The following is a 19641-nucleotide window of genomic DNA, read 5'->3' on the forward strand; positions in this document are numbered from 1 at the left end:
CAATCCACGCACCTGCGTGAGGTGCGACAGAGCGAGAGTAAATCTATCTAGATACTTACTGAGTTTCAATCCACGCACCTGCGTGAGGTGCGACATACCGATTAGCTCAAGCATTTTCCCAGTAAGCGTTTCAATCCACGCACCTGCGTGAGGTGCGACATGCCGCGCCATATTGCATGTTATTCAATGGAATTGTTTCAATCCACGCACCTGCGTGAGGTGCGACTGCGCTCGTACCATTGGCTTGATAGATGTACGCAGTTTCAATCCACGCACCTGCGTGAGGTGCGACCTTTTCATGATCCATCATTGAAACTGCAAGTCTAGTTTCAATCCACGCACCTGCGTGAGGTGCGACGCCTCTTCAGCTTCAGATGTATTACTTTCAGCCGTTTCAATCCACGCACCTGCGTGAGGTGCGACCATGCAAAAGAAGAGGCTGAGCGAGTGGCGAGAGTTTCAATCCACGCACCTGCGTGAGGTGCGACGGCAATAACTCATGTATAACTTCATCTTTGATTGTTTCAATCCACGCACCTGCGTGAGGTGCGACCATTAACGAGTCCTTTTCATTAGATAGCTAACTCGTTTCAATCCACGCACCTGCGTGAGGTGCGACATACATCATTATCATACATGTCAGAGGTATTGCGTTTCAATCCACGCACCTGCGTGAGGTGCGACTGTTGATGCAAATTTAGGAAACACGTCTTTTACGTTTCAATCCACGCACCTGCGTGAGGTGCGACTATACGCATACACCAAACGAGAGGGCTTTAAAATGTTTCAATCCACGCACCTGCGTGAGGTGCGACGAATTAGGAGTTAAACTACGATTCGGTGTAAACTGGTTTCAATCCACGCACCTGCGTGAGGTGCGACCGTAGATCCTGAGCCACCAGCTAGCTTTATGAAGTTTCAATCCACGCACCTGCGTGAGGTGCGACTCCATATTTTTTCTGATACGCTTTTGGTACTGGTTTCAATCCACGCACCTGCGTGAGGTGCGACCAGCAAAAAGCCAACGGGAGGCATCTAATGCAGGGTTTCAATCCACGCACCTGCGTGAGGTGCGACGAATCACTACAAAGTATCAAGTAGTGCGATTCAGTTTCAATCCACGCACCTGCGTGAGGTGCGACAAGCCATCAAACTTGCTCAAATGGATCAGCGCAGTTTCAATCCACGCACCTGCGTGAGGTGCGACTTACAAAAATGGTTTTATGTTTATAGCTTTAGATGTTTCAATCCACGCACCTGCGTGAGGTGCGACTGCCTGCTTGTACAGGCGCATACAGCTTAGCAATATTTACCTCAAATCGCTAATCGGTTTATAACACGGAATATGTTATAGCTAATAATAAATGCTAAAAAATTTAGTATTATATTTTAATTAGTTAAGAACGCGCTAACCTAGCGGGAAAATCATGAGAACAACAGATTAGCGCTATAATATTAATGGATCACGAAAAATATCAATTGCTGCTTTTGCTCCGTGATGTTCCACTTTACTTTGCCAATTTTTACCAAGCTTATAAAAACGTAAGCTATCTACTTCTGAATCGAATATGGATAATAATCTTGATTTAAAACTAATCCATTGAGTAGGGTCGATTTCACATTCAAAAATAGAGTATTGCACTCTTACTCCATAATCTAAACAAACATTTGCTAATTGCCTGAGTCTCTTAGGGCCATCTTCAGAATCGAATGAAACATCATAAGCAACTAATATCATCATGATTACTTTCTCAAATAAAAAGGGGGGTAATTCTGAATATCACCACGAATATGTCGAGCAAGTAACATCGCCTGTACATGTGGTAGTAGACCAATTTGAATCGTTTCATTTAAAAAATCATGCGTTATTTCTTCTTGCTTTCTTTCTTGATAGGCTTGAAAAACACGTTTACGTGCATCATCTTTTAAAGTGACGCCACCCAAACAATTCGTATCAAAATCGCGATGCGATAACTGTTTACGATTAAACAAATTCAAGACTAAATTATCAATGATAAAGCTTCTAAACTCTTCTAACAGATCAAGTGCTAAGCTATTACGGCCGGGGCGTTCCTTATGCAAGAAGCCCACTTGGGGATCTAAGCCAACACCTTGCAGTGCACCACTAATTTCATTTCCAAGTACTGAGTAAAGTAGTGATAGCACCGCATTAGCTGGGTCTTTGGGTGGTCGACGACTTCGTCCATTAAACAATGATTTATCTGTATTTGGTTTTATCATATTAGTAAATGCTGAAAAATAATGCTGTGCTGCTTCACCTTCTAATCCTAATATTTTCTCATATTCCGTTTGTGCAGCTAATTGCTCAATTATTTGCTTCAATCGATTAATCGCAAATAAGAGAGTTGGTGTTTTTCCGTGATTACGTCCATGACGCTGTAATAAAACTCTTGATGAGCGAATTTTAGCGACAATTATATTTCTAGCAATAAAAATGGATTGCTCATCAGCAACGCGATATTGTTGACGGCGTAATAAAACATTACCTGATTGTTTACCCACAACGTTTGCTAAAAACTTGCCATAGCGGTCAAAGAAAGAAAGGTGTGTTCCACTTTCCCCACAAAAACCTAATAATTGTGGGGAAACCATAATATTACCAAAACAGAAGATACTACCAATCGAGTGTATAGGTATTTGTAAAAGTTTTTCGCGTTCACCTTCAACAATCTGTTCAATCAGTAGCGTTTCACGTTTTTTATGTAAATAAGCGCCATCTTTGGTGATATATAAACAATTCTGTAATTTTTTCATTCATCATTTCTCAGATCATAAAGCGCCTTTTGATAGCGAAGAGAATGTTCATTCGTGATTAACTCAGGTTGGCAAATTTCATTGAGTGAGCAAGCGGTACAATGCTTTCCATAGATAGGTTCCGGTGTTTTTCCATTTAATAACATGATATTAATTTTACCTATTAATAATGTTGTTTTATTTCTTAACACATTATCAATGGGAACATCCAATCGCTTACGTGTTTGCCAATACCATAATGCGCCAATTTCCACCTTTGTTTGTGTCATTTCCTCAATACAAAGTGCTTGGGCACATAACTGAACTTTATCAACATCAGTTGCTTTTGGTTTTCCTCGTTTATATTCAACAGGGCAATAGCGCTTATTTTTTATATCAAATTCTAGCAAATCAAGTTTCCCTGTTAGCCCTATTTCAGGGGCACTAACAGAGATCCCTCGCTCAAAACGAATACCTTTCCGTGTTTCAGGATCGCCATTATCAACACGCTCATGCAGTTGCCTGCCGTGAGCCGTTAAAAAGTTTTCCTGCCATATCTGCTCTAAATGAATTAACCCGCATTGACGAGGACAAAACAAATAATGCTGTAAAGCCGAAATAGCGATAAGGCGATCCTCAATCATATTTTAGAATCCTTCTATTATTTCAACGGTTAACCCGTTTAATGCATTAATTAAGCTTTCATTTAATGCGTTAGTTTCTAGTGGGAGATTCTTTTCTATATGATCACGTAGTGTTTGATGTACTTTGGCTGAGGAATATTGACCTGATTTCGAATTATGTGGCCACCAAACCAAATGTGTGACTCGCATTGAGCCTTCAGGACGAGCGGATGAGGCATCACCTTCAAATAAGCGAACTAATACCTGTTTGATTTTGTCAGCATCGTCATCGTTAAACCCTGTTTTTTCTGCTAATTGTGGCGATATTGCACCATATGTAACGTAAGTTGCATTATCAACACGGTGTTTCATTCCCATGGTATCAGAACCTTTTTTAGTGCCATCACCTTCACCACTTACACTCTTTGTAATTTGTGTGCTTGTTATATTTATCGGCTCAATGCTAAAAGCACTTTGTAATGTGACCGGACCTCGAATAGCAATAGAAACGCCATCCTTGCCAGTTCCTTTAAATGCAAATAATTGACCAAATGTGCGCACATCTAACCATTTTTCACAGGCTAATTTTGCTGCATCTTCAATGGATGTTTTTTTGGTATCAAAAACATTCTTACCTAAACCAAACTCATCGGAGATTGCTCGCTCTCGTAAACTAGGCATTCCATCAATTTTCTTTTCATCGGATTGGATAAAAATAGCCTCGCCGTCATCTTGTAAACGGTCACGAATTTTACGTTTAAGACAAACATCCGTAATTTCACCGTATCCATCATAATCAGTACGTGGGCGATTACCATTTAGTGGGTCACCATTCGGATTAGCATTACGGACGTCAAAAATAATCGCAAAATCAATTTTATTTTCTAAGCTCATGGTTATCTCTCAATTAAATAGTGTCTGATACTGTTTGTGATTCGGAATTTGATTCTTTATTTTTTATTATCCATTTGCCTTCAGATAATTTATGTTGTTCAAGCCATAGCATTTGGCTATGAAAACCTAATAAGAATTCAGGTGTTAATTTCTTATCTAATTTAAAATCATCAATCTCAAAAAGATCTGTTATTTCAGATAATAGTGATTTGTATGCATTATCGTAGCTAGGATATTTTGCATGTAATCGCTGTTGATAAGGTTGTAATGCATTGACTATGGCTAACCATGTTTGTGCGGGTTTGTTTACAAATCGAGTCATATAGCGTTCGGCTGTTGTTAATCGGTTTCCTTCACCAATTGATAGAGCAAATTGTTCTATTTTATTTGCTACAGCTAACAAACGACCAAATAGATAATCACGTGAACGATAAGTTGTATTTAATGCCATATCATAATCCCTATTTTGTTGTTTATTTGCGGTTCGTTTGCAATATCCTTTATAAAGCGAACACGCAATACCGATATTTTGTTGCCACAACCATGTTTCATCCGATTTATAAGCAACCCGATTAATGGCTCGTTCAAATGCATAATTGACAATATCAATGGGAAGGGGGCGACCTTCTACAATGCAGGGGTAAAGACGAGAAATAAGATTTTTTTTCAATGATGTGGATGATTTTAAAACATCACCATAAACTGCATTTAATATTTTGAATAATGCAGGGGCATGGCATGACCATGTTAATTGGGTCTTACCTTTATTATTGATATCCTCTGCTTTTTTTCGCTGCCACCACCCTAGATCTAATTGCCATTTATGTAATCTATCAATAAATTCTTGGGCTATTGTTTCTCGATAATAAATAATACTCATACGGCCTGGCGTTGCAGAATCTAATCCAATGATGGCGATTTGTTCATGTGTGTCTAAACCATCAATAGAGAAATAACCGGAAAAATATTTGTTTAGTTCACTTGCATAAGTTGCACCCAGATCGTTAAGGTGATTGACTGAATTGTCATCATTACTGTTATCAAACATTGAATTAAAATCAAACTCTTCAGTTTCTTCCAGTTTTGGTTCAGCGATTTCTTTTCCTGAAACAGCCCAAGCAACATAAATTTGCTCATCTGTTCGAAAGCCTTGACGATTAATTAGCCACCGCAATGCATTATGTGCTTTTTGAGTCACTTCAAAACTCACATTATTCGCTTGTTCGCTATTTGCAAAACGCCCACGAAACGTAAAACCACTGGTATCATTGGCTGAAACTAATTTTGCTTTATCACCACTATGGCGTAATTTTGCAGGATGGTTCGTCGCTTTAGGTAATGACTGACCCGAAACATAACAAACATCAATGCCACCACCTATTTTACTATCGAAGTCAATCCAACTTTGCTGAATTTTTCGATCTAACCAAGTTTTTGACTGAGGGATACCTTTAACTTGAACACTCCAACAAACAAGTGCAGCTCCTTGATCTAAAATGCCTTTTTCTTTTGGTAATTGTTTAAATAAATTGGGTTGTTCTTCATCTGACTCCCATTGAGTTAATAACACACCATCTTTCACATATAGAATGTGTTTTTCAATAAGATCATAAATTAAACTACGTTTATTGATATAGGTAAGGATAGATTTTACAGCATTAGGGCTATCACCTGAGTTTACCCATTCTGTTAACTGTGCTTGATAGAGGTCAAAACCCGATTTTTTTATACCACCAAATTTCGCATAGTCACCAGCGACATATTGTAGCTTGTCCGCAAGCGCATGTGCACTTAATCCACTCGCTCGGCCCGCAGAAGATTCTGTTGCAGGAATAATGATCGGTTTTTTATCAATCACCTCAGCATTAATAAAATTTCCATTACCATCTAGAATGACATGGATATGGGCATTTTGTATGGTATGGCTGACAGGCATTACTTGCTCATCAATCGGTAAATCCGCATAGCGTTCCTGAGCGTGTTCATAAGTTTCATATAATTTTGCTATCCAACTCATAGCATGCCCTCCGTCTGGTCAACGGATTGTTGGTTAACATCAAGTTCAAATGTTTTCGCTGTCATATCACGAATAAAACGATTTACTTCGCAATGACTCGGGGTCGGATATTCAATGATGCCATTTCGCATTTCAGCTCGCCAAAAACGGGCGGATAATTCATTTTTGCCTGTCTCATCGGGATAATCAAATCCATGGAACATTAACCCAAAGCCAAGCTCATCAATATGGTCATAAGCACCGGAGCCGGAACCAAATTCACACGGCTCGACATATCCTTGGCAATCACGGGTGCCTAAAAAGATATCTTGTCGACCGCCTTTTTCTAACATGCGTTTAGCGATAGAAAAATGCTTACCATCAACGCGATCTTTTGCTAATTCAGGGCGATGTTCATTCCACTCAAAATGCGCTTCTATTTGATATTCAACATCATGTAAAAACGTGTAATAAGCGAGCGAGTTTCCACCATTCCAATTAATTGGTTTAGTGCCTTTAGTCTGAGTTTGTAAGGGCTTGATCACACGGACACGATCAACATACCAAATTAAAGTGGGTTTCCAATAGATTGATTTTAATACTCCTTTTATCGCTTCATACGTTGGGAGATGATAAGAACATTTCTCTCCCCCGATTCGAGTAATAGGGTCAGTAAATAATGCATATCGCCCCCATAATCGAAAACTGATTGAATTTTTCACTGAATCTCCTTGCTATATTTTCAGCTATCAAAAAGCAATATTTTTACGCTATATAAAACTCTTGATCTCCACACCTTTCTGCACTGACACCAAAATCTTGACTGTAATATTCGTTATGAAGGCAATAAACGGCTTCATCATCTGATATCGGATAAATGGCTTGATTATTAAATAATGACTGCCATACATTGGGAAATAAATTGACGCTGTATTTTTGACTCTGTTTTAATAATTGTCGATATTCCTGACTATCAAATTTTTTATCTAAAGCTAATAGATCCTCAATAATAGATTTTGCTTCTTCATTATAAGGTACAATAATGGCTTGAGTGGGAGCATCAATGGCTTTAAATATTTTTGATGCGGTCATAAATGACTGATTTAATTGAATGGGTAGAATGTTTTTGGCAATAAATTTTTGCTGAATTTGTGCATGGTTTAATGCGCTAATATTGAACTTATTTGAACTTAACATTGATATTAATGAATTTTCTTTTGTTGGGTAATGCATTAGATTATGTCGGTCATAAAAATAATACGCAAAATACTGTGTCATTGCCTCTGGTGATAATAATTTGTTTTCTGGAAACTCATTTAATATTCTCTCAGTTGCAGCAATACCTGACTTTATATCTTGCAACATATTGAGGTTTTCATTATCGGGATTGACTATCAATACCTCGGCTTTATCTAAGCGCCCATTGCGATTACAACGCCCAGCGGCTTGCGCGATTGAGTCTAATCCAGCTTTAAAGCGGATAACACAATTAAAATCGATATCAACACCCGCTTCAATTAATTGAGTACTAACACACAATGTTGGTAAATTATTATCGAGTCGCGCTCTAATTTCATCTAATAATTTTTTTCTATGAGCAGGGCACTGGCTTGTGCTCAAATGGTAAATTCCATAATTATTAGGTAATATTTTTTTTGCTTCTTGAAATAAATTTTTCGCCCATTTTTTTGTATTAACAATAACTAAACAATTTGTTTTTTCTATGGTTTTTTGTTTTATCAACACACTAAGTTCTTGAACATTCCAACCTTTATCTTTAACACAATTCTTAAGATTAACGCGTTCAAGCTCTTGATATAACGCTTGTATATTCGGTGTTAGTTCATTTTCATCGTCTAATGCCAACTGACCAAAAGATATTTTTTCTTCAGGTAAGTGATGTAATAACGGTTGAGTGGCCGTACACATAACCGCGGTCGCGCCACAATGCCGAGTAAGATAATTAATCGCATTATTAAATAAATTAACACACCGTATTGGAAGTGTTTGTATTTCGTCAAAAATTAACACTGAATTCGCTAATTGATGCAAACGGCGAACCCCGCGTGTACCGCTACCAAATAACGATTCTAAAAATTGAACCATGGTTGTTAATACAATCGGAGCATCCCAGTTTTCACTAGCAAGCTTACTTCGCCATGTTTGAATTTCAGGTTCTAAATTTGAATGATGTTCTAAAATCCAAGGGGCAGCATCGCTATCTCGTTCTAATATTTTGCGAATGGCATCCGCATTTTGTTCAATAATCGAGGTATAAGGAATAATATAAAAAATTCGATCAAGTTGATGTGTTTTCGCATGATTCACGGCAAAACGTAAGCTGGCATAAGTTTTCCCGCCACCCGTTGGAACGGTTAAACTGTAAATTCCTCGGCTATCTGTTGAGCGATTAAGGCAATTGTCAGATATTTTCGCTCGGATAGTGTCTATATTATTTCTTATTTTAAGACTAGAAATAAATGACTCGACACGTTCACATGCAATTGACCAATCTGGTTGCTGATGTCGATATTGCTTATTTTCAGGGATGTCAAAATCTGCACTGTCAATTCGGTCAGCATCAATTAAGCAACTAAATAAAAACTTAGTATACATTCCAATATAAAAATCTCGTTCAATATCGCTTAAGTTATGTTGATTCCACAGTTGATAAATATATTCTGCTTGTTGTGTTAAAAAATTGTCATGAATAATTTGGTTAGCTAACAGTAATACTTCATCATCAATATTCTTTGTACATTCAGTTAAATGTGTTTCCGCATCACCTTTTTGAATCCTTTTATGAAAATCACTTGATGATGCATTTAATTCGGGTAAGTTATCTATTAATCCACTATGATGCGATGCAATGCACAAAAATAATATTTTAATACTAACCAATGCAGCTTCGGATAATTTTTTATCATGTTTAAATTCTTCATGCCGAATTTTACCTAATTGACCGGTAAGCCATTGTGCTCCAGCAGTTGAATGGTCTATTTTCCCCTTTAAACTTTTCGAATCAACCTCATCTTTATCTGGATTATAGTTATTGTTATTTTCAGAAATAATCAACTGCATATATTGTTGAAATGCGGAACTATATTTACCGAAGTCATGTAGTAAGCCGATGATTTCACCTGCGGATGAATTACCACATTTAGTAGAAAAACGAGCCGTTAATCTCGAAACATTATTTAAATGACAAGATAAACGTTGGTGGTTATTATCTAATTTTGATGGGTGAGCTATTGCAAAACAATATTTATTTAAACTTTTACTATTATCGATTACTTTGCTATTTTCTTTAGGCATAGATGGCAAAATTTATTCTCCATACAAATATTTATATATCCGTTTAACTTGAAGTTATATTTATTACTATCTGCGAGTTATCATTAGTACTGTGTTAATGGATTGGGAATTATTAGTAATTTCAACAATAGTTCTTTTTTCTTTTGATGCCCAATCATAACCTAAATTTATTTTGCTCGCCAAAGGTATTAATCAAATTTGGTGGTCATGTCTTCCTTTTATTGTTTATCAAGTAACCCAATGTCATATATTAATATGAAACAATGTTGATTCAAAAAACGATGTTTCGTTGGTATATTGAATATGTGTTTGAATTACGTGAAAATTTGAATTGCTATTAATTCTAATTACCAGCCTCATTATATTAAAGAAGATATTTTGCGCAGCGATTGTGAACAAAATTTTAGTAACCTATGTCGAATAGGGGCGTATTCGTTGCGCACAGTAAATAGAATTTGCAAGAAAAATTCGCTCCTAAATTATTTTATGAAAAGAGTCTGTCATGAACAATAAAACTAAAGTTACTTTCTCTTACAGTGAAGGAAGTCTGACTGATATTCCTGGTATCACAGTAGGACATGCTCAGGATCAAGAAAAAATGACTGGGTGTAGCGTTGCCATATTCGAAAATGGTGCTATTTGCGGTGTTGATGTTCGTGGCGGTGCGCCGGGAACTCGAGAAATAGACCTACTAAGACCCGAAAATGCTGTTCAACAAGTGCATGCGATAATGCTCAGTGGTGGCTCTGCATATGGGCTTAACGCATCGGGTGGGGTTATGCAGTATCTTGAGGAATGTGGAAAAGGGTATGATCTCGATTTTGTGAAAGTACCGATTGTACCAGCAGCAATTATTTTTGATCTCAACTTTGGTGATCCTAAAATCAGACCTGATCATCATATGGGATATTTAGCAGCAAAGAATGCTTCCAATTCCCCAACCATAAATGGCAATACTGGTGCTGGAACAGGTGCGACGATTGGTAAAATTTGTGGGTTTGATAAAGCAATGAAAGGAGGATTGGGTACAGCCACGGTTAGCTTGTCAAATGGCCTAATAGTATCAGCCATGATAGTCGTTAATGCGGTAGGTGAAATTCGTGATCCTTTAAATGGAAAAGTTATTGCAGGCGCTTGTGATGCCGCTGGAAATTTGTTGGATATTCAGGCTGAGATGATTGAGTCAAGTGAGAGTCTGCAAACAAAATTAGCAAATACAACGATTGGAATAATTTGTACAAATGCCGAGTTGACTAAGGCTGAGATGACGAAAGTTGCACAAATGGCACATGATGGTCTAGCCCGAACAATTTACCCTATCCACACAACAAGTGATGGAGATACTCTCTTTGCTGCAACTGTCGGAGGCGTCAAATCAACCGTTAATATTGTAGGACTCTTAGCCGCAGAAGTTGTTGCTCGAGCAGTGCTTCGCGGAGTTTGTACGGCAGAAAGTGCACAAGGTTATAAATCATTTAATGAACTTTAATTTATAGAATAGAAAGCAGGGCATTGCTTATTTTTTTGATTGAGTTAAATTCATGTTTGTCGAGGTGCTATTGAGGTGCCACAATAGATAGTGTTGAATATTTTATATATTACGGCTAAATAAAATAATGTCATGAGGTCACAAATTGTGAGTAAGTCTGTTTTTAAACGATTAATGGAGAGCAAAGATAGAAAGGGTTGTGTTAAACAAAACAACCCTATCAAATTAACTTAAGCGTGAGAATTTAAGTACTCAAGCACTATTTCATGGTGATTGCTGGTTTTGAAATTATCAAACACATGTTCAATATTTCCATTAGCATCGATAAGGAAACTGATGCGGTGGATACCGTCATAAGTTTTACCCATGAATTGTTTTTCGCCCCAAATACCAAATTGCTCGCAAACGTGGTGATCTTCATCTGATAAAAGCGTGAAGTTCAACATTTCCTTTTCAGCGAAACGAGCCAGTTTTTCTGGTTTATCTGTGCTAATACCTAAAACTTCAACCCCCTTTTGCTTGAGAGTATCCATTTCATCGCGCAGGCCACATGCCTGAACGGTACATCCTGGGGTCATAGCTTTAGGGTAAAAGTAAACTAATACGCGTTGACCCTGATAATCTGAAAGATTGATGATTTCACCATCTTGATCAGAAAGGCTGAATTGAGGTGCCTTATCACCGGCTTTCAATGGGTTCATTACATATATCTCCGTTAACTTTGCATTTTTGGATTATTAACAATACTTATGTTGCCTGTGGCGTTGAGTATTGTACATAGTTGTTGAAATTTATTCTTTATAATTATGCCATTATCATCCAGAGGATGATGCGCAGTGATTTGAATTTCAAGCTGGGCGGGCATGTCATGTTTTGCTGGTTGTGTCTTTGAGATTAGTTCGGCAATGTTACAATGTTGGGTGGTGAATAAGTTAGTAAATTGTTCTACGATGCGAGGTGCATCATCTACCATTACATTGACGGTTATTGTTGATGGGTAATCTAATGTTTGGACACTTTGAGTACGTTTCATTACGATAAGTAGCTCAAGTTCTGCGCCCTTTAGAGGTAGAGTCGCTTCTATCTGTGCAATCGAGTTCCAGCTTCCTGAAAGCATCATGATGAAAGTGAACTCTTTACCAAACATGGCTAAACGGCTGTCTTCGATATTACAATCGCATTCGCTCACAAGACGTGTAATTGTATTTACAATGCCAGGGCGATCTGTTCCCAGTGCAGTAATTACAAGAAATTGCTGTTCTGTCTTAAGCAAAGTCTATTCCTTTTTCTTATTGTGCAGATTCACTCTGTAACTTAAATAATTCAAGCATGAAAATCTGCTTGCTGATATTGGTAAGGAAAACATAAAAATGAGATTCTGCCAAGTGCGCTGATTCACTCTTGAGAAGAATGATTGAGAATTATTACTTCTATTTAAGTTAATCATGGTGGTATTAACAAAATTCATTAAAAACCTGCGTTTGGGTGGTTTTCTTCTTTGAAATGAAAACGTACCATGGAGTCTACATAATTTAAGGGGTATTGGTATGTCTCATTCAAACACAAATTATAAAGAATTTTTAACAGGCAGTATTGTCGCTGTCATCACACCAATGGATTCAAAAGGGCGTTTGGATAAGCAAAGCTTGAAAAAGTTGGTCGAGTACCATATTGAAAGCGGTACCTCTGCTATTGTGTCTGTTGGGACAACGGGTGAATCAGCCACTTTAAATCATAAAGAACATATTGATGTGGTTCATGAGACGCTTGAACTGGCTAATGGACGTATTCCAATTATTGCGGGTGCGGGTGCGAATGCAACCGCAGAAGCGATATCGCTAACGAAAGAATTTGAAAACTCAGGCGTTGTTGGTTGCCTGACAGTGACACCTTATTATAATAGGCCATCACAAGAAGGGTTATATCAACATTTTAAAGCAATTTCAGAAAACACAAGCTTGCCTCAAATTCTCTATAATGTACCATCACGTACTGGTTGTGATTTGCTACCTGAAACGGTAGGTCGTTTAGCTAAATTGGCGAATATTGTTGCAATTAAAGAAGCAACGGGGAACTTAGCAAGGGTTCACCAAATCAAAGAACTGGTTGATGATAATTTTGTTCTGCTCACAGGTGATGATGCAACCGCACTCGACTTCATGCAATTGGGTGGAAAAGGTGTAATTTCAGTAACTTCTAACGTTGCTGCCGCACAAATGGTAAAAATGTGTGACTTAGCGCTTGCGGGCAAATATACTGAGGCTCGTGAATTAAACAAACTCCTGATGGGTTTGCATCAGCAGTTATTTGTTGAGCCTAATCCAATTCCAGCGAAATGGGCTTGCCACCGCCTTGGTCTGATCTCCGACGATACATTACGGTTACCAATGACACCGTTAACAGTATCAGGCCAACAAAAAGTGGAAGAGGCCCTAAAACTCGCTGGGCTACTGTAAAATTTAGGGAATTTTAATGGCAACATTATTGCAAAAATCGAAGGTTATGAAGGTTGCTGGCCTGTCACTTGTTGTGTTACTGGCAGCCTGCTCCAGCGATCAGCGCTATAAACGTCAGGTCAGCGGTAACGAAGAATATCTCGATGCCGCGCCATTGAAAGTGTTGAATATACCTCAGGGAATGACATTACCACTGCAAAATGGTGAGTATGAAATCCCTAAAATCACCTCATCAGGTGCGGTAGGTAAAGCACTAGATATTCGTCCTCCAGTACTCACTATCTCGCAATTAGCGGGTTCACGTACTGAAGATAGCGCAGAAGCAAGCCGTTTGTTGCTTGATAATACACCTGAAAATAGTGCACTGTGGTCTCAAGTGGCGATGATTTTGGAACAGCGTAATATTCCTGTTTCATCTAAAGATGACGGTTCACGTTCGATTGAAACTGACTGGGTTAAATGGGATCGTGCCGATGAAGATGTCCCACTAGAAAGTCGGCATAAAGTGACTGTACAGCCGCAAGCAGGCATGATTGCACTGACAGTAACTAATTTAGGCTTACGTCAAGGTACTGAAACAATTACCGATCAAGCTGAAATTCAGCGTTATAACAAATTACTGTTAAACGAATTAACCGATAGTTTGTATGCGCTGCGTGATACCTCTAATAAAAATAGCATTCAGAACGCGTATGGCATCATTGATGTTCAGACCGGTAGTGATTCGACAGGCTTGCCAGTTGTTATCGTTCGTGCGCCATTTGATGCTGTGTGGGAACGTTTACCACATACGTTTGAAAGTGTGGGAATGAAAGTTGGTGACCGTAGCCGTTCAACGGGTTCTGTTGTGGTCACTTATAAAGGCTTAAGCAGTTCTGAGTGGCAAGATTTAGGCATTGATGACCCATCAATTCCTGAAGCGGATTATAAAGTTCAAGTGGGTGATTTGAATAACCGTAGTAGCTTACAGTTTATTAACACTAAAGGCGTACCATTAACTCAAAAACAAAATGATGATATGGTTGCTGTATTGAAAGCCGCTTTCAGTAAAGTTAGTAAAAAATAATCGTTTGATTATAAAAGAAGCCGCTGTTCTAAAAAATTGAAGTGCCCTTAATAATTGGACACTTTTAGTTAATCGGCTTGTGAGGCCTGATTTCGATATTCAATCGGAGTCAGGCCTTTTAATTTGGCTTTAATCTGTTTGATGTTTTAATACTTTATATATTCTTCAATTTTATCCATCAATTCATCGGCATCTTGAAATGGTAGCCATGATACATTTCTGATAATGACAATTTCGGTATTGCCAGCCTTGGTCACTATGTAACGTTTTTTTTGCGCTTTTGTTAATCAAAACATCTCATTCTCTAGCATTTAGGTGACTAAAGTTACATGTGCATTTTTAGTGACCTTGAGGTTTATAACTAATTGATTATATAAGTAAATAATGGTGAGTGGATAGACTTTCTACTCATTCGCTATCGAGATACGAACGATAGTGAATGAGTTAATTGTTATTTTTGAAGGCTTTCAGGATGCTTCCTCTGCTAGATATTAGTTTGCAATGATAATTTTTAAATCACAGTTTTGTTTTGATATAAAAAGACCCCAGTAATTGGTTATCCAAATATTGCGGTCACTTCAATATATGGCTTTTTTATGATTTAAAATAACATACTATCCATATCCAAAATGATTTGAACGCTTAATGATGATTGCAAAAAAACAATAGAAAGTTTTCTAAATTAATGAAAAAAAAATCATTGCACATGATTAAGTAATCGTTTGCGTCTGCGCGTAAATTTTATTATCATAATTAGCGATAATAGATAAAATATTGAATATCAGTCAGTTAGCCTTTCAAGTTCAATGTTAGAGTAACTTACTGAAACAGAGCAGAAAAGTAACAATGAACCGCCGATTTTAGGGCTCTACTGTTACTTATCTGAATCTGCTGTTGTCATTTTGCAGATTGATATCCTAATTGAATAATCACATCTCTGGAGTGTGTAAGATGCAAAAGAAAGCTGAGTTGTATCGTGGTAAAGCAAAAACAGTTTATACCACAGAGGATCCTGACCGTTTGATTCTGGAATTCCGTAATGATACATCAGCACTCGATGGCGAGCGCATCGAGCAATTCGACCGTAAAGGGATGGTAAACAATAAGTTTAACCATTTTATTATGAGTAAGTTAGAAGAAGCAGGTATTCCAACACAAATGGAAGCATTGTTATCTGATACTGAAGCATTAGTCAAAAAACTGGAGATGGTGCCTGTAGAATGCGTTATTCGTAACCGTGCGGCAGGTTCTTTGGTTAAACGCCTAGGTGTTGAAGAAGGGCTAATTTTAAACCCACCTTTGTTCGATTTATTTTTAAAAGATGATGCAAAACACGACCCAATGGTTAACGAATCGTATTGTGAAACGTTTGGTTGGGTAAACAAAGAAAACTTATCTGAAATGAAGCGTTTAAGTTATAAAGCAAACGAAGTGCTATCGAAAATTTTTGCGGATGCTGGGTTAATTTTAGTCGATTTTAAACTCGAGTTTGGTCTATTTAATGGCAAAGTAGTTCTTGGCGATGAATTTTCTCCAGATGGCAGCCGCCTATGGGATAAAGAAACGATGAATAAAATGGATAAAGATCGTTTCCGTCAAAGCTTAGGTGGTTTAATTGAAGCTTATGAAGAAGTTGCCCGTCGTATTGGTGTGAATTTAGACTAATTTTTTTAGTGTTAAGATGAAGCGGGAAACGTTGTGTTCCCGTTTTTTTATTGAATTCGAGTCATAATATAAATGAGAATTCAATAAAAAAGCCATCATGAAAAGGATGGCTTGAAAGAGGGGATTGTTGATGGCTAAGGCGTATAGTACTGAACACCTATTTTAATTAAATCTCGACCTTGGGATTTACGATGTTTATTGGTATCCCTTAATGAATAAATACAGCCACAATATTCTTGTTGGTAAAACTGCTCACGTTTGCTGATCTCAATCATTCGCGCTGAACCGCCTTTTTTTCGCCAATTATATTCCCAATAAACCATATTAGGATAAGGCGCAACAGCTCGAGTTCCACAGTCATTAATTTGTTGCATATTTTTCCAACGAGAAATACCAAGCGAACTGGATATTACAGAGAAACCATTCTCAGCGGCATATAAGGCAGTGCGTTCAAAACGCATATCGAAGCACATAGTACAGCGAATTCCACGTTCTGGTTCTTGCTCCATGCCTTTTGCTCTATCAAACCAATTATCAGTATCATAATCAGCGTCAACAAAAGGAATATTGTGTTTCTTAGCGAAGCGTATATTTTCTTCTTTGCGGATTAAATATTCTCTTTTAGGATGAATATTTGGATTATAGAAAAAAATTGTATAATTAACGCCTGATTCTTGGAGTGCTTCCATTACTTCACCAGAGCATGGGGCACAGCATGAATGAAGGAGTAGTTTATCAGCATTTGCAGGTAATGTGAGTTGTTCTCTCATTGTTGTCATTTGAAGCTCTTTTAAATTTACACTTTTTACAAGTATAAGATAATACAGTAAAAAGGAAAGTTGCATCTTTCTATTAGTTATTTTATTGAGTGATTATTAACCTTGATTGAACATGCTCTTATATATTTACAGCTTTAAGTTATCCCTTATCCGGTGGGTTGTAAAACCCCGTCCTTTAGTGAAGTGAACCCATAATGTTGTCGCTTCTTAGATACCCCGAATACGCATCGTATTTTATGTAATTCGGGATATCTTTGCGGTTAATTATGTGGAATTAAAGCAACTAAATTATAAACTTTTCAGCCCACCGTTTAGGATCATGTTCTAATTCAAGATTAAGTGCATGACTTAATGAATAGAGAGTGGGGGCAGGTAGTACGGAGTCAGGCTGTAAATCAGGATGTAGCAAAACGGTTTCAGGCGCGCCATCATCAATCAGTTTTCCTGCCGATAAATGAATAACACGCTCGAAATGGCGGGCAACAAAATCAAGGTCATGGCTGATAGCCAATATAGCTGTACCCGCTGCTCGTTGCATTTCTAGCCAATGCTCAAAGCATTCCAACCAATATGCATCAAAATCACGGCTAGGCTCATCAAGTAGTAAAATTTTAGGCGCAATAGCGCTGAGACTGGCTACTGCAACCATTCGTCGTTGACCGGTATTTAAATCAAGAGGATGTGTGTCAGCAGCATCAAGCAAATTACAGATTTCAAGCGCGTCTAATGTCCGCTGCTCAATCTCATGAGGAGGTAGTTTTTGACGGCGAAGACCAAATGCGACTTCATCCTTTACGCTGCTATAAAAAACTTGTTTTTCAACTTCTTGAAACAACACACCAATATGACTAGCCCGTTGTGCCGCTTTATACTGAGAAAGCTTATTTCCATTAAGCTTGACGTTGCCGTGAGTTGGATGTAATAAACCCGCAGTAAGGCGTAACAGCGTCGACTTACCCGCACCATTATCGCCAACTAGAGCAACCCATTCACCCGTAGCGATATTCAATGAAAGCTGAGAAATAGTCTCTTGAGCAGCATTAGGCCAATGGTAGGAAATATTATCGAGGTGTAGCATGATTATCCTTAAATGCTTGAAGCAAGGCATTGTCATCACTTGGAATGGCAGCTTTCCAATTGTTTTGGCTCACTAAGTGGCCAAGCGCTCGCCAAGCATCAGGCATGTTGATGCTTGTCTGAGTTGATGGAAATATCGTTGTTCTATCACCACTAGCAATAATTTTTCCAGCGTTAAGTAACATTAGTTTGTCACAAAAGCTGATTGCAGGGAGAAGGTTGCGTTCAAATAAAATTACGCAACAACCTGTTTGTTGTGAATATTGTTTGAGTTGAATTAGCAGTGTATGAGTTGCTTTGGGGGTAAGGCGACTGAACGCTTCATCTAATAATAATAGATTAGGGCGCATAGCAAGTGCGCTGGCTAATACAACTCGTTGTGCTTCTCCACCAGAAAGTGTCACAGGATGTCGATGACGCAATTTTTCACAGTTCGTCAAGGTGATTGCATCATTAACTCGTTGTATAATTTCCTCTTCGGGTAATCCGAGGTTTTCGGGACCAAAAGCGACTTCATGCTCAACACTAAAAGTACATCCAGAGAGTTGAAGTTGGGGAGATTGTTGTACTAGTTGACGATGGGCACTCAGTGTGGCAAGTGTCTCTTCGGATATAGGTTGAGAAAATACCTCGGCTATACCATCTAATTGCCCCATCAATAGTTCGGGAAACCAGCCACACAATAGTTGTGCGAGAGTACTTTTACCACTGCCATTACCACCTAACACAGTTAGCCATTCTCCAGCGGCTAATTGGACGTCAATTGGGCCAAGTGACGTGGATTCAGCACCTTTTGGTGTGAATCCCATTTGCTGAAAATTCACCACCACCAGCGGATCCCTCCTTCGATTAAAATTACGATTAAAATGCTGTAACGTAAAATAGCCTGAAAGCGCGTGTCCTTTGGGGCATCTAACGTTGTTCGTTTAGCCGCTGTGCGGAAACCACGCATATCAAGTGCAGCACCTCGAATGGTGAGATCACTCAACGCCTGTGTAGCGAGAGGTAAAAATAGTGCAGGTAATGAGATGAATCTTTGCCAAATATTTCCATCAAAGGGGACACCTCTAGCAAGTTGTGCTTCTTTGATACTATTTAATTGCTGACGTAGTTGTTCCAAAAACAATAAAGGTCCTGCTAATAGGTAGGAAAAACTTAAGGGTAATCGACTTGCTAACAGTGCTCGAATAAATTTTCCTGTCGGGACAAATTGCAGCCATAACTGAGCACCACTGATGATAGTTAATAACCGAAACCACAAGGCCAGCGCTTTTTCTTGTTGAGTATGGATAGAGACCTCTCCAGTAATCCAATAAGCTAACCAGCCACTATGAATAAGCCAAAGTCCTGCCGCCATTGGTAGCATAAACCAAGCCACAAAACGCCATCGATAGCGTGAGGCCCGCCATGTTAGCAGGCCCATAAATGTTACCAGGCCGATGATAATTAAAGGCCAGCCAAAGGGTAATAACACAACAGATGCGCTGAGCCAAAACCATAACGTCAGCGAGGTAAAAGGGTGCATGC

17 protein-coding genes and 1 CRISPR repeat array (1 of these 18 only partly in view) are annotated in these 19641 nt (G+C 38.4%); of the genes, 4 read left to right on the top strand and 13 right to left on the bottom strand.

The features are described 5' to 3' along the window. A CRISPR array of direct repeats spans positions 1-1273; the repeat unit is 32 nt; unit sequence GTTTCAATCCACGCACCTGCGTGAGGTGCGAC (it extends 69 nt beyond the left edge of the window). Between the two features lie 174 nt (positions 1274-1447). Genes cas2 through OOA_RS04415 form a run of 7 tightly spaced genes read right to left on the bottom strand, consistent with a single transcriptional unit; the run spans position 1448 to position 9582 of the window. Further along, entirely contained in the window at positions 1448-1741 is a 294-nt protein-coding gene (cas2, locus tag OOA_RS04385; protein ID WP_008910920.1) for a CRISPR-associated endonuclease Cas2, read from the bottom strand. 2 nt (positions 1742-1743) lie between these two features. Beyond that, complete coding sequence (gene cas1c, locus OOA_RS04390) at positions 1744-2775, bottom strand: type I-C CRISPR-associated endonuclease Cas1c (RefSeq protein ID WP_008910921.1); 1032 nt, start codon at positions 2773-2775, stop codon at positions 1744-1746. Then, complete coding sequence (gene cas4 / locus OOA_RS04395; RefSeq protein ID WP_008910922.1) at positions 2772-3398, bottom strand: CRISPR-associated protein Cas4; 627 nt, start codon at positions 3396-3398, stop codon at positions 2772-2774. The genes cas1c and cas4 overlap by 4 nt, the downstream gene beginning before the upstream one ends. A gap of 3 nt (positions 3399-3401) precedes the next feature. Then, a complete protein-coding gene (gene cas7c / locus OOA_RS04400) occupies positions 3402-4271 on the bottom strand; it encodes a type I-C CRISPR-associated protein Cas7/Csd2 (protein ID WP_008910923.1) in 870 nt (289 codons plus the stop codon). 13 nt (positions 4272-4284) lie between these two features. Further along, entirely contained in the window at positions 4285-6288 is a 2004-nt protein-coding gene (gene cas8c / locus OOA_RS04405) for a type I-C CRISPR-associated protein Cas8c/Csd1 (protein ID WP_008910924.1), read from the bottom strand. Next, positions 6285-6989 carry a type I-C CRISPR-associated protein Cas5c gene (gene cas5c, locus OOA_RS04410; RefSeq protein ID WP_008910925.1) on the bottom strand — a complete coding sequence of 235 codons (705 nt, stop codon included), beginning with the start codon at positions 6987-6989 and terminating at the stop codon, positions 6285-6287. The genes cas8c and cas5c overlap by 4 nt, the downstream gene beginning before the upstream one ends. 43 nt (positions 6990-7032) lie before the next feature. Next, the gene (locus OOA_RS04415; protein WP_008910926.1) at positions 7033-9582 is read right to left on the bottom strand and encodes a CRISPR-associated helicase/endonuclease Cas3; all 2550 of its coding nucleotides are present in this window, start codon (positions 9580-9582) and stop codon (positions 7033-7035) included. A 502-nt stretch (positions 9583-10084) separates the two neighbouring features. Between OOA_RS04415 and OOA_RS04420 the strand changes: the two genes are divergently transcribed. Beyond that, positions 10085-11071, top strand: coding sequence for a P1 family peptidase (locus OOA_RS04420; RefSeq protein ID WP_008910927.1), 987 nt, complete (start codon positions 10085-10087; stop codon positions 11069-11071). A 230-nt stretch (positions 11072-11301) separates the two neighbouring features. On the opposite strand, the gene bcp is transcribed toward OOA_RS04420, so the two are convergent. Both bcp and OOA_RS04430 read right to left on the bottom strand, forming a co-directional pair. Continuing rightward, entirely contained in the window at positions 11302-11772 is a 471-nt protein-coding gene (gene bcp / locus OOA_RS04425) for a thioredoxin-dependent thiol peroxidase (protein WP_008910928.1), read from the bottom strand. Between the two features lie 14 nt (positions 11773-11786). Continuing rightward, positions 11787-12344 carry a glycine cleavage system transcriptional repressor gene (locus tag OOA_RS04430; RefSeq protein WP_008910929.1) on the bottom strand — a complete coding sequence of 186 codons (558 nt, stop codon included), beginning with the start codon at positions 12342-12344 and terminating at the stop codon, positions 11787-11789. A 274-nt stretch (positions 12345-12618) separates the two neighbouring features. Here OOA_RS04430 and dapA point away from each other — a divergent pair, with 274 nt between their 5' ends. From dapA to purC, 3 genes are all read left to right on the top strand, one after another. Further along, positions 12619-13527: a 4-hydroxy-tetrahydrodipicolinate synthase gene (gene dapA / locus OOA_RS04435; protein WP_008910930.1), complete on the top strand. Its 909-nt coding sequence runs from the start codon at positions 12619-12621 to the stop codon at positions 13525-13527. A gap of 16 nt (positions 13528-13543) precedes the next feature. Further along, a complete protein-coding gene (bamC, locus tag OOA_RS04440; protein ID WP_008910931.1) occupies positions 13544-14593 on the top strand; it encodes an outer membrane protein assembly factor BamC in 1050 nt (349 codons plus the stop codon). A 951-nt stretch (positions 14594-15544) separates the two neighbouring features. Continuing rightward, positions 15545-16258, top strand: coding sequence for a phosphoribosylaminoimidazolesuccinocarboxamide synthase (purC, locus tag OOA_RS04445; protein ID WP_008910932.1), 714 nt, complete (start codon positions 15545-15547; stop codon positions 16256-16258). 134 nt (positions 16259-16392) lie between these two features. Here purC and OOA_RS04450 read toward each other — a convergent pair whose 3' ends face one another. The 4 genes from OOA_RS04450 to OOA_RS04465 all read right to left on the bottom strand — a co-directional run bounded on the left by OOA_RS04450 (position 16393) and on the right by OOA_RS04465 (position 19639). Beyond that, on the bottom strand, positions 16393-17028 hold the full coding sequence (locus tag OOA_RS04450) for an epoxyqueuosine reductase QueH (protein ID WP_008910933.1): 636 nt from the start codon (positions 17026-17028) through the stop codon (positions 16393-16395). Between the two features lie 292 nt (positions 17029-17320). After that, on the bottom strand, positions 17321-18115 hold the full coding sequence (locus tag OOA_RS04455; protein WP_008910934.1) for an energy-coupling factor ABC transporter ATP-binding protein: 795 nt from the start codon (positions 18113-18115) through the stop codon (positions 17321-17323). Continuing rightward, positions 18099-18944 carry an energy-coupling factor ABC transporter ATP-binding protein gene (locus OOA_RS04460; RefSeq protein WP_008910935.1) on the bottom strand — a complete coding sequence of 282 codons (846 nt, stop codon included), beginning with the start codon at positions 18942-18944 and terminating at the stop codon, positions 18099-18101. The genes OOA_RS04455 and OOA_RS04460 overlap by 17 nt, the downstream gene beginning before the upstream one ends. Beyond that, positions 18935-19639, bottom strand: coding sequence for an energy-coupling factor transporter transmembrane component T (locus tag OOA_RS04465; RefSeq protein ID WP_008910936.1), 705 nt, complete (start codon positions 19637-19639; stop codon positions 18935-18937). Before OOA_RS04465 ends, OOA_RS04460 begins: the two co-directional genes overlap by 10 nt. Between the last annotated feature and the right edge of the window lie 2 nt (positions 19640-19641).

The organism is Providencia burhodogranariea DSM 19968 (assembly GCF_000314855.2).
In the GTDB taxonomy this organism is placed as follows: Bacteria; Pseudomonadota; Gammaproteobacteria; order Enterobacterales; family Enterobacteriaceae; genus Providencia; species Providencia burhodogranariea.

Bases quoted from the DNA above. Each gene is read 5' to 3' on its own strand.
- cas4 (WP_008910922.1), bottom strand. From the start codon at position 3,398: ATGATTGAGGATCGCCTTATCGCTATTTCGGCTTTACAGCATTATTTG.
- bcp (WP_008910928.1), bottom strand. From the start codon at position 11,772: ATGAACCCATTGAAAGCCGGTGATAAGGCACCTCAATTCAGCCTTTCT.
- dapA (WP_008910930.1), top strand. From the start codon at position 12,619: ATGTCTCATTCAAACACAAATTATAAAGAATTTTTAACAGGCAGTATT.
- OOA_RS04415 (WP_008910926.1), bottom strand. From the start codon at position 9,582: ATGCCTAAAGAAAATAGCAAAGTAATCGATAATAGTAAAAGTTTAAAT.
- OOA_RS04450 (WP_008910933.1), bottom strand. From the start codon at position 17,028: ATGAGAGAACAACTCACATTACCTGCAAATGCTGATAAACTACTCCTT.
- cas2 (WP_008910920.1), bottom strand. From the start codon at position 1,741: ATGATGATATTAGTTGCTTATGATGTTTCATTCGATTCTGAAGATGGC.
- cas7c (WP_008910923.1), bottom strand. From the start codon at position 4,271: ATGAGCTTAGAAAATAAAATTGATTTTGCGATTATTTTTGACGTCCGT.
- OOA_RS04465 (WP_008910936.1), bottom strand. From the start codon at position 19,639: ATGCACCCTTTTACCTCGCTGACGTTATGGTTTTGGCTCAGCGCATCT.
- OOA_RS04455 (WP_008910934.1), bottom strand. From the start codon at position 18,115: ATGCTACACCTCGATAATATTTCCTACCATTGGCCTAATGCTGCTCAA.
- bamC (WP_008910931.1), top strand. From the start codon at position 13,544: ATGGCAACATTATTGCAAAAATCGAAGGTTATGAAGGTTGCTGGCCTG.
- cas1c (WP_008910921.1), bottom strand. From the start codon at position 2,775: ATGAAAAAATTACAGAATTGTTTATATATCACCAAAGATGGCGCTTAT.
- purC (WP_008910932.1), top strand. From the start codon at position 15,545: ATGCAAAAGAAAGCTGAGTTGTATCGTGGTAAAGCAAAAACAGTTTAT.
- OOA_RS04420 (WP_008910927.1), top strand. From the start codon at position 10,085: ATGAACAATAAAACTAAAGTTACTTTCTCTTACAGTGAAGGAAGTCTG.
- cas8c (WP_008910924.1), bottom strand. From the start codon at position 6,288: ATGAGTTGGATAGCAAAATTATATGAAACTTATGAACACGCTCAGGAA.